The organism is Streptomyces sp. V3I8 (assembly GCF_030817535.1).
Taxonomy (GTDB): domain Bacteria; phylum Actinomycetota; class Actinomycetes; order Streptomycetales; family Streptomycetaceae; genus Streptomyces.
Genome location: NZ_JAUSZL010000002.1, coordinates 7,639,402 through 7,652,874 on the forward strand (window position 1 = coordinate 7,639,402; position 13,473 = coordinate 7,652,874).

The 13,473-nt window shown below is 72.4% G+C and carries 12 protein-coding genes; 7 read left to right on the plus strand and 5 right to left on the minus strand.

All coding sequences use genetic code 11. From position 1 onward, the window contains the following. Positions 1-65: 65 nt before the first annotated feature. Both QFZ75_RS33935 and QFZ75_RS33940 read right to left on the minus strand, forming a co-directional pair. Complete coding sequence (locus QFZ75_RS33935; RefSeq protein WP_307543073.1) at positions 66-797, minus strand: 1-acyl-sn-glycerol-3-phosphate acyltransferase; 732 nt, start codon at positions 795-797, stop codon at positions 66-68. A gap of 199 nt (positions 798-996) precedes the next feature. Then, positions 997-2,118 (minus strand): aromatic acid exporter family protein, encoded by a 1,122-nt coding sequence (locus tag QFZ75_RS33940; RefSeq protein WP_307543075.1) that lies wholly within the window; start codon positions 2,116-2,118, stop codon positions 997-999. Between the two features lie 175 nt (positions 2,119-2,293). Here QFZ75_RS33940 and QFZ75_RS33945 point away from each other — a divergent pair, with 175 nt between their 5' ends. The 3 genes from QFZ75_RS33945 (at position 2,294) to QFZ75_RS33955 (ending at position 6,169) form a co-directional block, all read left to right on the plus strand. Next, positions 2,294-3,478 carry an alcohol dehydrogenase catalytic domain-containing protein gene (locus QFZ75_RS33945; RefSeq protein ID WP_307543077.1) on the plus strand — a complete coding sequence of 395 codons (1,185 nt, stop codon included), beginning with the start codon at positions 2,294-2,296 and terminating at the stop codon, positions 3,476-3,478. Positions 3,479-3,513: 35 nt separating this feature from the next. Further along, complete coding sequence (locus tag QFZ75_RS33950; protein WP_307543079.1) at positions 3,514-3,681, plus strand: hypothetical protein; 168 nt, start codon at positions 3,514-3,516, stop codon at positions 3,679-3,681. 217 nt (positions 3,682-3,898) lie between these two features. Continuing rightward, positions 3,899-6,169, plus strand: coding sequence for a catalase (locus tag QFZ75_RS33955; RefSeq protein WP_307543081.1), 2,271 nt, complete (start codon positions 3,899-3,901; stop codon positions 6,167-6,169). A 124-nt stretch (positions 6,170-6,293) separates the two neighbouring features. On the opposite strand, the gene rocD is transcribed toward QFZ75_RS33955, so the two are convergent. From rocD to QFZ75_RS33970, 3 genes are all read right to left on the minus strand, one after another. Then, positions 6,294-7,529 (minus strand): ornithine--oxo-acid transaminase, encoded by a 1,236-nt coding sequence (gene rocD / locus QFZ75_RS33960; RefSeq protein WP_307543083.1) that lies wholly within the window; start codon positions 7,527-7,529, stop codon positions 6,294-6,296. Continuing rightward, complete coding sequence (gene ddaH, locus QFZ75_RS33965) at positions 7,526-8,347, minus strand: dimethylargininase (protein ID WP_307543085.1); 822 nt, start codon at positions 8,345-8,347, stop codon at positions 7,526-7,528. The genes rocD and ddaH overlap by 4 nt, the downstream gene beginning before the upstream one ends. 165 nt (positions 8,348-8,512) lie before the next feature. Continuing rightward, on the minus strand, positions 8,513-9,001 hold the full coding sequence (locus QFZ75_RS33970) for an Lrp/AsnC family transcriptional regulator (protein WP_307543086.1): 489 nt from the start codon (positions 8,999-9,001) through the stop codon (positions 8,513-8,515). Positions 9,002-9,078: 77 nt separating this feature from the next. Between QFZ75_RS33970 and QFZ75_RS33975 the strand changes: the two genes are divergently transcribed. The 4 genes from QFZ75_RS33975 (at position 9,079) to QFZ75_RS33990 (ending at position 13,257) form a co-directional block, all read left to right on the plus strand. Next, on the plus strand, positions 9,079-9,834 hold the full coding sequence (locus QFZ75_RS33975; protein ID WP_307543087.1) for a LytTR family DNA-binding domain-containing protein: 756 nt from the start codon (positions 9,079-9,081) through the stop codon (positions 9,832-9,834). A 10-nt stretch (positions 9,835-9,844) separates the two neighbouring features. Then, entirely contained in the window at positions 9,845-10,219 is a 375-nt protein-coding gene (locus tag QFZ75_RS33980) for a hypothetical protein (RefSeq protein WP_307543088.1), read from the plus strand. A 96-nt stretch (positions 10,220-10,315) separates the two neighbouring features. Continuing rightward, positions 10,316-12,052 (plus strand): cation acetate symporter, encoded by a 1,737-nt coding sequence (locus QFZ75_RS33985; RefSeq protein ID WP_307543090.1) that lies wholly within the window; start codon positions 10,316-10,318, stop codon positions 12,050-12,052. Next, positions 12,049-13,257, plus strand: a complete 1,209-nt coding sequence (locus QFZ75_RS33990) for a sensor histidine kinase (protein ID WP_307543091.1) — start codon at positions 12,049-12,051, stop codon at positions 13,255-13,257. Before QFZ75_RS33985 ends, QFZ75_RS33990 begins: the two co-directional genes overlap by 4 nt. The last annotated feature ends 216 nt before the right edge of the window (positions 13,258-13,473 follow it).

The window sequence follows — 13,473 nt, forward strand, 5'->3', positions numbered from 1 at the left end:
GACGCCCGGGAACCCGGCCGATTAGCTGTGGGCAGAGCGGCCGGGCGGCGGGGCCGGGGCGGGCGTCAGCGCTGGGGCAGGCGCGGGAACTTGCGGGACCTCGCCTGCGCCGCCTTCTCGGCGGCCGCCTCGGCCTTCACGTCCGAGGCGTACCGGTCCACGTACTCCTGCTCGGAGAGGTTGAGGATCGCGTACATGATCTCGTCGGTGATGGCGCGCAGGATCGCCTTCTCGCCCTCCATGCCGGCGTAGCGGGAGAAGTCGAGGGGTTCGCCGAAGCGGATCGCCACCGGGTGGACCTTGGGGATCTTCCGGCCGGGCGGCTGCGCCTCGAAGGTGCCGATCATCGCGCACGGGACGACGGGCACCCCGGCCCTGAGCGCCATCACCGCGACGCCGACCTTGCCCTTGTAGAGGCGGCCGTCGTGCGAGCGGGTGCCCTCCGGGTAGATGCCGAGCAGCTCGTCCTTGCTCAGCACGCCGAGCCCCTCACGGATCGCCGCCTGGCCGGCCTCCTTGCCGGAGCGGTCCACCGGGATCTGCCCGACGGCGTGGAAGAAGGCCGCCGTCAGCCTTCCCTTGATGCCGGGCCCCGTGAAGTACTCGGCCTTGGCGAGGAACGTGATGCGCCGCTTGAGGATCGCGGGCATCAGGAAGTGGTCCGCGAACGACAGGTGGTTGCCCGCGACGATGGCGGCTCCCGTCGCGGGTACGTGCTCCAGCCCCTCGATCCGGGGCCGGAAGACCAGCCGCAACAGCGGTCCCAAAATCACGTACTTCAGGACGTAATAGAACAACGGGTGGCTCCTCGCTTCGCCGGATCGGCTCAAACGCCGCGTTCTAGCTGGTCAGTAGGTGTGTTGCGGGACGCCAGTGTATGTGAGGCGCCGTCCCCTGCAACCGCCTGAGATCGGACTCGTGCCGGCCGGTGCCACCGCCCGGCACCACCCGCCGGCGCGGCGGCCGGCTCGTTCCCGGCGGCCCGCGCACCCGCTCTCAGCCGTGATGCGGGCGCTGCTCCTGCCGTGGGGCGTCGCCGTCCCACGCGTCGGCCACCGCGGACAGGTCGTCGAGCAGCCGCCGGGTGTCCGCCGTCATACCGCCCAGCACCGGCGCGGTCTCGTACCCGCTGCGCACGAGGGCCCGGGCCAGCCGGCGGTGCGCCGCCTCCGCCGTGTCCAGGGCGCGGCGGCGCTCGTCGGCCGCGTCCCGCCGCGAGGCCAGGACGTCACCGGCCGCCCGCAACTGCGGTGCCAGGACGCCCGGTACGGAGTCCGGGAGCCGGGCCGCCTCGGACAGCGAGCGCGTGATCGCCCTGATGTGCTCGGTGATCCGGTCCCAGGTGAAGTCCCAGTCGGCGGGCGGGGGCGGCTCCGCCGAACGGCGCAGCTTCCGTCCCGGGTTGAAGCGGTAGCTCTCGTCCGACCAGCGGCGCGCGCTCCGCAGCTCCGTCACCACGTCCGCCAGCCGCACCGCGCCGTCGTACCAGCCGCGGGCGCGCTCCTGGTCGTACGGCCCCTCGACGCCGTCGGCGACCGTGTGCAGCAGGTCGGCGCAGTCCTGCGGCAGCCGCTCGCGCAGCCGGTGGACGCGCCGGGAGTGGACCGGCGGCAGGACACCGGCGTTCACCGCGACACCGATGGCCGCGCCGAGCAGGGTCTCCAGGAGCCGGTGCAGGATGTCGAAACCGCTGGACGAGCCGTAGGCGAGGACGAACAGCGCGGCCGTCGGCGCGTACAGGCCCTGACTGCCGAGCCGCGCGTAGTTGCCGAGCAGCACGGTGAGGGGCAGGGCCAGTGCCATCGCGGCCATCGTGTGGTGGGTCAGTTCGAGGGCGCCGGCCGCGAGCAGGGTGCCGCCGCACACCACCACGACCTGCTGCAGGGCGGACAGGAGCGAGCGGTAGACGGTGCTCTGCACCAGGAACAGCGCGGTCCACGGCGCCAGCAGCGCCATCGGCGCGTTCCACCACCAGCCGGCGACCGCCCAGGCCAGCAGTGCGGCGCCGGCCGCCTTGAGCGACTGGACCGCCGTGTCGCGCTCGGGCCCGGACTCCGTGACGCACCTGCGCACCGAACGCCCGACGGCGGTGGCCTCATAGGTGAGGGCGTGCCACACGTGATGCTTCCTTCCGTTCGTTCGGGCGGGGCTGCCGCAGGAGGCCCCGGGGGCGCCGGGTACCCGGCGCCCGAAGATCGGAACGGATGCTTCCGTCGCGTTCGGGGTGTCGGAAACCGAGGAAAGGGGACTCGGGCGGCGGAAGTGGCAGACGACCGGCTGGAGGAGCCCCACCATGCGTGCACTGACCTGGCAGGGGAAGCGCGATGTCCGCGTGGAGACCGTCCCCGATCCGCGGATCGAGAAGCCCGACGACATCATCGTCAGGATCACGACGACCGGTCTGTGCGGTTCCGACCTCCACCTGTACGAACTCTTCGGCCCCTTCATCGACCCCGGCGACATCCTCGGCCACGAGCCCATGGGCATCGTGGAGGAGGTGGGCCCCGAGGTCACCGCCCTGGCCCCCGGCGACCGGGTGGTCATCCCCTTCAACGTCTCCTGTCGCGACTGCCACATGTGCGACCAGGGACTCCAGTCGCAGTGCGAGACGACCCAGGTCCGCGAGCGCGGCAGCGGTGGCAGCCTCTTCGGATACACCAAGCTGTACGGGCAGGTGCCGGGCGGACAGGCGGAGTTCCTGCGGGTGCCGTTCGGCAACCGGCTGCCCATCAAGGTGCCCGAGGGGCCGGCCGACGACCGCTACGTCTACCTCTCCGACGTCCTGCCCACCGCCTGGCAGGCCGTGGACTACGCGGCGATCCCGCCGGGCGGCAGCGTCACCGTGCTGGGCCTCGGGCCCATCGGGGACATGGCCGCCCGGATCGCCCGGCACCAGGGAGCCGGCCTGGTCATCGGCGTGGACCTCGTCAAGGAGCGCCTCACCCGCGCCAGCGCCCAAGGGGTCACGTGCTTCGACGCCCGGATGAACGGCAAGGACCTGGTGGCCGCCGTCCGTGACCTCACCGACGGACGCGGCACCGACGCGGTCATCGACGCCGTCGGCATGGAGGCGCACGGCGCGCCGTTCGCCAAGGCCGCCCAGTGGGTCACCGGCCTGCTGCCCGACGCGGTGGCGCAGCCGATGATGGAGAAGGCGGGGATCGACCGGCTGGGAGCCCTGTACACCGGTATCGAGCTCGTCCGCCGCGGCGGCACGCTCTCCATCTCCGGTGTCTACGGCGGAGCGGTCAGCCCGATGCCCCTCCTGACGATGTTCGACAAGCAGATCCAGGTGCGCATGGGCCAGGCCAACGTGTGGCGCTGGGTGGACGACATCCTGCCGCTGCTCACGGACGAGGACCCGCTGGGCGTGGACACGTTCAAGACGCACGCCATGCCGCTCGAGGACGCGCCGAAGGCGTACGCGATGTTCCAGGCCAAGGAGGACGGAATGGTCAAGACCCTCCTGAAGCCGTGACGACGACCACCGCAGCAGTGACGAGAGGAGCAGCGATGACGCAGGAACCGACCCCGTCCCAGGCAGAGGGGGACCGGGGCGACGACGCCGAGAGTTCGTCCGCGGACGAGCGGGGCGGTCAGCAACCGGTGCGGCAGACCACGCCCTCCCAGGCGGAGGGGGACCGGGACGACGCCGGCGAGCAGGACGACGGCCGGGCCTGACGGTCCGGCGAACGACGGAGGTGCCCGGGCACGTCCGGTCCACGGCGGCCCGGGCGCCCCTGACGGACCGGCCGCGGATCCGGTGGGACCCGGATCCGCGGCCTTCTCCCCGTCCGCTCCCCCGGATGGCGCAAAAGCATCGAAAACCGCTGGTGGGCAATGGTTCGGCCGTGAGTGTCAGGGGTACCCAGGCGTCCCCCCGACACTTGGAGACGCGATGACTGAGAAGAACCCGCTGAAGGCCGTGGCGGCGAAGGCCGCCGAAGTGCTGCACGGGGACGGCCCGGCGGACGGTGTGCCCGGCAAGCCCGGAGTGAAGACACCTCCGGTCGAGGAGCCGACCACGCCCCAGGAGCCGCTGCCGCCCAAGGCCGACCAGGGCGCACCCGAGTACGTCAGCCCCACCGGGCGGCCGACGGGCGCGGACCGGCACCTGCGGGCCCAGGGGGAGGCCTACCTGACCACGGCCCAGGGCGCCCGGCTCCACGAGACGGACCACTCCCTGAAGGCCGGCGCCCGCGGGCCCGTCCTCCTGCAGGACCACCACCTGCGGGAGAAGATCACCCACTTCGACCACGAGCGCATCCCCGAGCGGGTCGTGCACGCCCGCGGCGCCGCCGCGCACGGGATCTTCCAGGGCTACGGCACCGCCGCGCGGATCACGAAGGCCGCCTTCCTCGCCGAGGGCGTCGAGACCCCGGTGTTCGTACGGTTCTCCACGGTCCTCGGCTCACGCGGCTCGGCGGACACGGTCCGCGACACCCGGGGCTTCGCGACGAAGTTCTACACCAGCGAGGGCACCTTCGACCTGGTCGGCAACAACATCCCGGTCTTCTTCGTCCAGGACGCCATCAAGTTCCCGGACATCATCCACGCCGGCAAGCCGCACCCCGACCGCGAGATCCCGCAGGCACAGAGCGCCCACGACACCTTCTGGGACTTCGTCACCCTGCACACCGAGGCCACCCACCACACGCTGTGGAACATGTCCGACCGGGGCATCCCGCGCTCCTACCGCACGATGGAGGGCTTCGGCGTCCACACCTTCCGGCTGGTGAACGCCGAGGGCGGCACCACCCTGGTGAAGTTCCACTGGAAGCCCAAGCTCGGCGTGCACTCCCAGACCTGGGAGGAGGCGCAGATCACCGCCGGCGTCGACCCCGACTTCCACCGCCGGGACCTGTACGACGCCATCGAGTCCGGCGCGTACCCGCAGTGGGAGCTCGGCGTCCAGGTCTTCCCGGACAACCCCGAGCAGACCTTCGAGGGCATCGACCTGCTGGACTCGACGAAGATCGTCCCGGAGGAGCTGGCCCCCGTCCAGCCGATCGGGCTGCTCACGCTGAACGCCAACCCCACCAACTTCTTCGCCGAGACCGAGCAGGTCGCCTTCCACGTCGGCCACCTGGTCCCCGGCATCGACGTCACCGACGACCCGCTGCTCGCCGGCCGGCTCTTCTCCTACCTGGACACGCAGCTCACCCGGCTCGGCGGGCCGAACTTCGGGCAACTGCCGATCAACCGCCCGCACGCCCCCGTCAACGACATGCTGCGGGACGGTATGCACCAGACGGCCGTGCACACCGGCACGGCGCCCTACAAGCCCAACTCGCTCGACGGGGGCTGCCCGTTCCTGGCCGGGGCGGACACCGGCGCGTTCATCGAGACGCCGGTCGAGGTCCCGCAGGGCCGCAAGGTGCGCGAGGCGCCTGCGTCCTACTCGGACCACTTCAGCCAGCCCCGGCTGTTCTGGCTCAGCATGACGCCGGTGGAGCGCGAGCACATCGTGAACGCCTACACCTTCGAGCTGAACAAGTGCTACGAGCAGCCCGTCAAGGAGCGGGCGCTGCGGGTCCTGGCCAACATCGACACCGAGCTGTGCGAACAGGTGGCCGCCGGGCTCGGACTGCCCGCGCCGCAGGCGACCGTGCCGCTCGTGGACGCCGAGCCCAGCCCGGCCCTCTCCCAGGTCGGGGCGGTCTGGCCGCTGGACGGGCGGATCATCGGCATCGTCACCGACGCGCAGGGCGACCTCGACGGGGTCCGCACCGTGCGGCAGGCGGTCCTGGACGCCGGCATGGTCCCGCTCGTGATCGCGCCCGCCGGCGGGGTGCTCGACGCCGGGGGCGAGCCGCTGCAGGCGCAGCGCACCTTCGCGACCGCCCGGTCGGTGGAGTTCGACGCCATCCTGGTGGCGGGCGTGCCCGGACCCGGCAAGGACGCGTTCGGGGCGCGGGACGCCAAGGCGGGGGACGCGGGGCTCGACGTGGTCGCCGACCCGCGGGTCTCGCTGCTGCTGACCGAGGCGTTCCGGCACGGCAAGGCCGTCGGGGGCTGGGCCGGGGCCGACGCGGTGCTCTCGGCTGCCGGGATCCCCGCGGGGGCCGCCGGTGTCGTGACGGCGGACAGCGGGGCGGCCGCGCTGGAGCAGGTCACCGCGCTGCTCGGTTCACACCGGGTGTGGGAGCGGTTCGGGACCGCGCTGTAGCCCGCGGCAGGACTGGACAGGACCGGCCCGGACCCGACGACGTCCGAAGCGTCGTCGGGTCCGGGCCGGCGGGGGCCGGTCGCGCCCCGCGGTGAAGCCGCACGATGGCACAGCCCGCGCCCCCCTAACGGGGCCCTTGCCCCAGCACCTTCTCCAGGGCCGCCAGGGCCGTGTGGAGCTCTTCTTCCGTGATCGTCAGGGGCGGGGCCAGGCGGATGGTGGAGCCGTGGGTGTCCTTGACCAGGATTCCCTCACGCATCAGGGACTCGCTGATCTCGCGGCCCGTACCGATCGCGGGGTCGATGTCGACGCCCGCCCAGAGGCCGCGGGCCCGGAAGCCCTTCACACCCTTGCCCAGGAGCGCCGTCAGGCCCTCCCGCAGCAGCACGCCCGACTCCTCGGCCCGGCGCTGGAACTCGCCGGTCCCCAGCAGCTCCACCACCGCCGAACCGACCGCCGCGGCCAGCGGGTTGCCGCCGAACGTCGAGCCGTGCCCGCCCGGGCCCAGCACCCCCAGCACCTCGCGCCGCGCGACCACCGCGGAGACCGGCACGATGCCGCCGCCGAGCGCCTTGCCGAGCAGCAGCACGTCCGGCACGACCCCCTCGTGCTCGACGGCCAGCGTGCGGCCCGTGCGCCCGAGGCCCGACTGGATCTCGTCGGCGACGAACAGGCAGCCGGCGCGCCGGGTCAGCTCGCGCACCCCCCGCAGATAGCCGTCGTCGGGAACGACGACGCCGGCCTCGCCCTGGATCGGCTCGATCAGCACGGCCGCTGTCGTCTCGTCGACCGCCGCTTCGAGCGCCGCGAGGTCGTTGTACGGGACCACACGGAACCCCGGCGTGAAGGGGCCGAACCCGGCACGGGCCGTCTCGTCGGTGGAGAAGCCCACGATCGTCGTCGTACGGCCGTGGAAGTTGTCCGCGGCCACCACGATCGTCGCCCGGTCCGGCGCGACGCCCTTCACGTCGTACGCCCACTTGCGGGCCACCTTGATGCCGCTCTCCACCGCCTCCGCGCCCGTGTTCATCGGCAGCACCATGTCCAGGCCGGTCAGCGCGGCCAGCGACTCGGCGAAGGCGGCCAGCCGGTCGTTGTGGAAGGCGCGCGAGGTGAGGGTCAGCCGGTCGAGCTGGCGGTGCGCGGCCGCGACCAGGGCCGGATGGCGGTGCCCGAAGTTGAGGGCCGAGTAACCGGCCAGCATGTCGAGGTAGCGGCGGCCCTCGACGTCCTCCACCCAGGCGCCCTCGGCGCGGGCGACGACCACGGGCAGCGGGTGGTAGTTGTGCGCGAGGACGGGCTCCTCGGCGCGGATCAGCTCGGCGGAGGAGCGCAGGGAACGGCCGGTCGCGACGGTCATGGGCGGATCTCCTGGGTGCAGCACTTGATGCCCCCGCCGGCCTTCTGGAACTCCGACAGGTCGACGGGGACGGGAACATAGCCGTGGCGCTCGAGCTCGCCCGCGAGGGCCTCGGCGCGCGGCGCGATGAAGACGTGGCGGCCGTCCGAGACGGAGTTCAGCCCGAACACCATCGCGTCCTCGTGACGGGCGACCACCGCGTCCGGGAAGAGCCGGCGCAGCACCTCGCGGCTGCCCGCGGAGAACGCCTGCGGGTAGTACGCGATGTTCGCCTCGGGCCCGTCGTCGAGCACGAACAGCGCGGTGTCGAGGTGGTAGAAACGCGGGTCCACCAGCTGGAGGCTGACCGTCGGTACGCCGAAGAACTCCTGCACCTCGTGGTGGGCGGCCCGCTCCGTACGGAAGCCGGTGCCGGCCAGCAGATGGCGGCCGACGAGGACCAGGTCGCCCTCGCCCTCGCACACCGCCCCGGAGCGGTACACGTCGAAGCCCGCGTTCTTGAACCACGCCTCGTACGCGATCGACTCCGGGCGGCGCTGCGGGGCGTGGAAGAGCGAGCCGAAGACCCGGCCGGCCACGACCAGCGCCGAGTTCGCGGCGAAGACCATGTCCGGCAGACCGGCGACCGGCTCCACGCTGTCGACGGTGTGGCCGTGGGCGCGGTAGGCGCGGATCAGCTCCGCCCACTGGCTGCGGGCCAGGTCGACGTCGACCTGTGTGTCCTCGTGCATCCAGGGGTTGATGGCGTACCGCACGTCGAAGTGTCTGGGTTCGCAGACCAGGAAACGCCTGGGGCGCGGCACACGGCTCATGGGCACAGAGAGGTTCCTCCGCTTTCCTGCGTGTCGGGTGGAATGTCTCAACGGTAGGAAGCGCGGGAGGGGTGCGACAAGAATCAGGAAGTGCGCATCACCGCAGGAACGCTGCGTGTTCCGGGGTCTCGACGCACGTTCGCTGCGTGACCGGGGCCGAAAGAGTGAAAACTAGGCCTCCGGAGCCGCCTGGTTCGCCCCCGCCTCCGGGCTCTCGGGGAGCAGGTGCGACAGCACCATGAAGCTGACCGTCTTGCGGATGAACGGCTCCACCCGGATCCGCTCCAGCACCTCCTCGAAGTGCTCCACGTCCCGCGCCCGCACGTGCAGCAGCGCGTCCGCGCCCCCGGTCACCGTCATCGCGGCCGTGATCTCCGGATGGTTGCGCACCACCTCCGCGAGCCGCCGCGGCGGCGCCGCGCCCTCGCAGTACACCTCCACGTAGGCCTCCGTGCGCCAGCCCAGCGCGGCCGGTCGCACCGTCGCGGTGAATCCGGTGATCACGCCCGTCTCGCGCAGCCGGTCGGCCCGGCGCTTGACCGCGGTGGCGGACAGCCCGACCGCCGCGCCGATCTCGGCGAAGCTCGTGCGGGCGTTCGCCATCAGGGCCGTCACGATCTTCCGGTCGAGATCGTCGAAGGGCGCGGACACGGGTCTCATGCGGGCACTGTATCCAGCCGCGACGACCTTGCCCGTCGCATGTGCAGGCGCACGGATTGCTCCTACACTGCGGGTTCATGCTGCGCGCCCTCGCCGTCGACGATGAACCGCCCTCCCTCGAGGAACTGCTCTACCTGCTGGACGCCGATCCGCGGGTGAGCAGTGTCGAGGGGGCGAGCGACGCGACGGCTGCGCTGCGCCGGATCAACCGCGCCCTGGAGAGCGGTCCCGGCGGCGACGAGGGCATCGACGTCGTCTTCCTCGACATCCACATGCCCGGTCTCGACGGCCTCGACATGGCGCGGCTGCTCGCCGGGTTCGCCAAGCCGCCGCTCGTCGTCTTCGTCACCGCCCACGAGGGGTTCGCCGTCCAGGCCTTCGACCTCAAGGCCGTCGACTACGTCCTGAAACCGATCCGCCGGGAGCGGCTCGCCGAGGCGGTCCGCCGGGCTGTCGAGCAGATGGACGCCGCCCCGCTGATCCCCGTGCACGAACCCGACCCGGACCACATATCCGTGGAGCTGGGCGGGGTCACCCGGTTCGTCGCCGTCGAGGAGATCACCCATGCCGAGGCGCACGGCGACTACGCGCGGTTGTACACCGCCCAGGGCAGTCACCTCGTCCGCATCCCGCTCTCCACCCTCGAGGAGCGCTGGCGCTCGCGCGGTTTCGTCCGCATCCACCGCCGCCACCTCGTCGCCCTCGGCCACATCAGCGAACTGCGCCTGGACGCGGGTACCGTGAGTGTCCTGGTCGACTCGGTCGAACTCCAGGTCAGCCGGCGGCACGCGAGGGAACTGCGGGACCTGCTGATGCGCCGGACCGCGAGCTGAGGAGGCGCAGTTGCCGCACGACCCCGCCGACCGCCGTGCCGCCGCCGACCGGCGCGTCGTCGTCACCGGACCGCCGCGCCGTACGCGCCCGCTCAGCCGCTACCGGCCGCGCACCGAGATCGACGAGCAGACCACGCTCGGCCACACCTACGTCCGCTCCCTGATGCGCAGCCAGCTGCGGGCCGCGCTCACCGTCTTCGCCGTGCTCGTCCTCCTGGTGGGCCCGCTGCCCCTGGTCTTCACCGTGATGCGCGACAGCGCGAGCGCCGAATGGATCGTGCTCGGCTTCTGCGTCTACCCGCCCCTGGTGCTGCTGGCCCGCTGGTACGTGCGCCGCGCCGACCGCAACGAGAAGGACTTCGTCCGCCTCGTCGAGGACCGCTGAGCCCGTGACCCACAAGCCCGCGGCTCAGAAGCCCGTGACCGAGAAGCCCGTGAACGAGAAGTCCGTGACCGAGAACCACCCGTGGCCGGGGAGTCCGTGAACGAGAACTACGCCGTCCCGGCGGTCGCGCTCGTCGTCGTCGCCACCGTCTTCGTCGGGGCCTTCGGCCTGCGCATCTCACGTACCACCTCCGACTTCTACGTGGCCTCGCGCACGGTCGGCCCCCGGCTCAACGCGGCCGCCATCAGCGGCGAGTACCTCTCCGCCGCCTCCTTCCTCGGCATCGCGGGTCTCGTCCTCGTCCAGGGCCCCGACATGCTCTGGTACCCGGTCGGCTACACCGCCGGCTACCTCGTCCTGCTGATCTTCGTCGCGGCCCCGCTGCGCCGCTCCGGCGCGTACACCCTGCCCGACTTCGCCGAGGCACGGCTCGCCTCGCAGGGCATGCGCAGACTGGCCGGAGCCTTCGTCGTCGGTGTCGGCTGGCTCTACCTCCTGCCCCAGCTGCAGGGCGCGGGCCTGACCCTGAACGTGCTGACCGGGGCGTCCAAGTCCCTCGGCGGCGTCATCGTCGCGGTCGTCGTGGTGGCGACCGTCGCCGCGGGCGGCATGCGCAGCATCACCTTCGTGCAGGCCTTCCAGTACTGGCTCAAGCTCACCGCCCTGCTGGTCCCCGCGCTCTTCCTCTTCCTGGCCTGGCAGGACGACGGGGCGCCGCGGCCCGCCTTCGACGAACCGGCCATGTTCCGCGAGCACCGGGTCGTCCGCGTCGACGCCGCCCTCGACCTGAAGCTCGACGGGCCGCTCACCGTCACCGCGGACGGCACGGTCGACGGCGTCCGGTACGAGGACCGGCGCGTCCGGCTGCCCGCGGGCGTCCACCGCATCGAGAAGGACACCCGGCTCTCCTTCACCCGGGGCGACCCCGTGCCCGTCGCCGACCGCGGCAGCAACGGCGGCATGTCCACCTCGCTCGCCGCGGGCCGTGAGGAACGCCCGCTGTACGCCACGTACGGGCTGATCCTCGCCACGTTCCTCGGCACCATGGGGCTTCCGCACGTCGTCGTGCGCTTCTACACCAGCCCGCACGGCGTGGCCGCCCGCCGCACCACCGTCGCCGTGCTCGGCCTGATCGGCGCCTTCTACCTGCTGCCACCCGTCTACGGCGCACTCGGCCGCCTGTACGCCCCCGAGCTCACCCTGACCGGGGACGCCGACGCCGCCGTGCTGCTGCTTCCCGGCCGGGTGGTCGGCGGCCTCGGCGGGGACCTGCTCGGCGCCCTGGTGGCCGGCGGGGCCTTCGCCGCGTTCCTGTCCACGGCGTCCGGGCTGACCATGGCGGTGGCGGGCGTGCTCACCCAGGACGTGCTGCCTTCCCGGGGCGTACGGCACTTCCGGCTCGGCACGGTCCTCGCCATGATCGTGCCGCTCGCGGCGAGCATGCTGGTGGGCGGGCTGCCGGTCGCCGACGCCGTGGGGCTCGCCTTCGCCGTGTCCGCCTCGTCGTTCTGCCCCCTGCTCGTCCTCGGCATCTGGTGGCACCGGCTCACCCCGCCCGGTGCGGCCGCCGGGATGCTCGTCGGCGGCGGCTCCGCGCTCCTCGCGGTCGCGGCCACCATGGCCGGCTTCCCGAGGACGGGGACGCTGCACGCGCTGCTCGCCTGGCCCGCGCTGTGGTCGGTGCCGCTGGGCTTCCTCACCATGGTCCTGGTGTCGCTGGCGACGCCCCGGCGGGTGCCGGCCGGGACGGCGGCGATCCTCGCCCGCTTCCACCTCCCCGAGGAACTGGCCGGGGGGCAGGTACGCACGGAGGTCAAGGAGATCAGGGCATGAGCGGATTCCTGGCGGGACTGTGCGTGGCCGTACTGCCGCTCCTCGCGGCCGGCTTCTGGTTCGGCCGGCGCACCGCGCGCTCACCGAGCCCCGGCGGTCTCGGCACCCCCGTCGAGCACGCCACCTTCGAGACCCTGCACACCGCGTCGCTCGCCGCGCCCCCGCTGCGGGCCGGCCTGACCGGCGAGACGGCCCGCAGGTCCGCGCGGCGGCTGCGCACCCTGCTCGGCACCGACGCGCTCTGCCTCACCGACCAGGACACCGTGCTGGCCTGGGAGGGCGTCGGCGAGCACCACCGGGACCAGATCATGGAGCGGATCGGCGGCCCGCTGGAGACCGGCCGCGGGGAGGCCTTCCGCCTCGCCTGCGACGAGCCCTACTGCCCGCTGCGCTGGGCCGTCGTCGCGCCGCTCACCGTCGACGACCGGGTGCACGGGGCGCTCGTCGCCTGCGCGCCCCGCGAGTCGGCCGTACTCGTCCGGGCCACCGGGGAGGTCGCCCGCTGGGTCTCGGTCCAGCTGGAACTGGCCGACCTCGACCAGTCCCGTACCCGGCTCATCGAGGCCGAGATCAAGGCGCTGCGGGCCCAGATATCCCCGCACTTCATCTTCAACTCGCTCGCGGTGATCGCCTCGTTCGTGCGCACCGACCCCGAAAGGGCCCGTGAACTGCTGCTGGAGTTCGCCGACTTCACCCGCTACTCGTTCCGCAGGCACGGCGACTTCACGACCCTCGCCGACGAACTGCACGCCATCGACCACTATCTGGCGCTGGTCCGGGCCCGCTTCGGCGACCGCCTCGCGGTCACCCTGCAGATCGCCCCCGAGGTGCTGCCGGTGACCCTGCCCTTTCTCTGCCTGCAGCCGCTGGTCGAGAACGCCGTGAAGCACGGCCTGGAAGGCGGTCCGGGCAAGGTCGACAAGAGCCGGATCAACATCACCGCGCGGGACGCGGGGGCCGAGGCCCTCGTCGTCATCGAGGACGACGGCCCCGGCATGGACCCCGGTCGGCTGCGCCGCATCCTGGCGGGGGAGACCGACCCCTCGGACGGCATCGGTCTGTCGAACGTCGACGACCGCCTGCGACAGGTGTACGGCGACGACTACGGACTCGTCATCGAGACCGCGCCGGGCGCGGGTATGAAGATCACCGCCCGGCTGCCCAAGTACCAGCCGGGCGTGCATTCGGCGGGGCCCGTCAGGTAGGGCGCGTCGCCACCATCGCCAGCGTGATCAGTCCGAGCACCACCCAGCCGAACCACAGCCAGCCGCTGCTGCCGAGCGCCACCGTGTAGGCGGTGACCATCACCAGGCCGCCGACGGTGAGCACTCCCATGGTCTTCGTGGAACCGGGCATCGCGACACCCTCCTCATGGTTCGTCTCCCCCCATGGTGCCCCGTCCTGGCGAATTGCGGTACAGA

Coding starts and splice junctions, on each gene's coding strand:
- QFZ75_RS33945 (WP_307543077.1), top strand. CDS start 2,294: ATGCGTGCACTGACCTGGCAGGGGAAGCGCGATGTCCGCGTGGAGACC.
- QFZ75_RS33950 (WP_307543079.1), top strand. CDS start 3,514: ATGACGCAGGAACCGACCCCGTCCCAGGCAGAGGGGGACCGGGGCGAC.
- QFZ75_RS33955 (WP_307543081.1), top strand. CDS start 3,899: ATGACTGAGAAGAACCCGCTGAAGGCCGTGGCGGCGAAGGCCGCCGAA.
- rocD (WP_307543083.1), bottom strand. CDS start 7,529: ATGACCGTCGCGACCGGCCGTTCCCTGCGCTCCTCCGCCGAGCTGATC.
- QFZ75_RS33970 (WP_307543086.1), bottom strand. CDS start 9,001: ATGAGACCCGTGTCCGCGCCCTTCGACGATCTCGACCGGAAGATCGTG.
- QFZ75_RS33975 (WP_307543087.1), top strand. CDS start 9,079: ATGCTGCGCGCCCTCGCCGTCGACGATGAACCGCCCTCCCTCGAGGAA.
- QFZ75_RS33990 (WP_307543091.1), top strand. CDS start 12,049: ATGAGCGGATTCCTGGCGGGACTGTGCGTGGCCGTACTGCCGCTCCTC.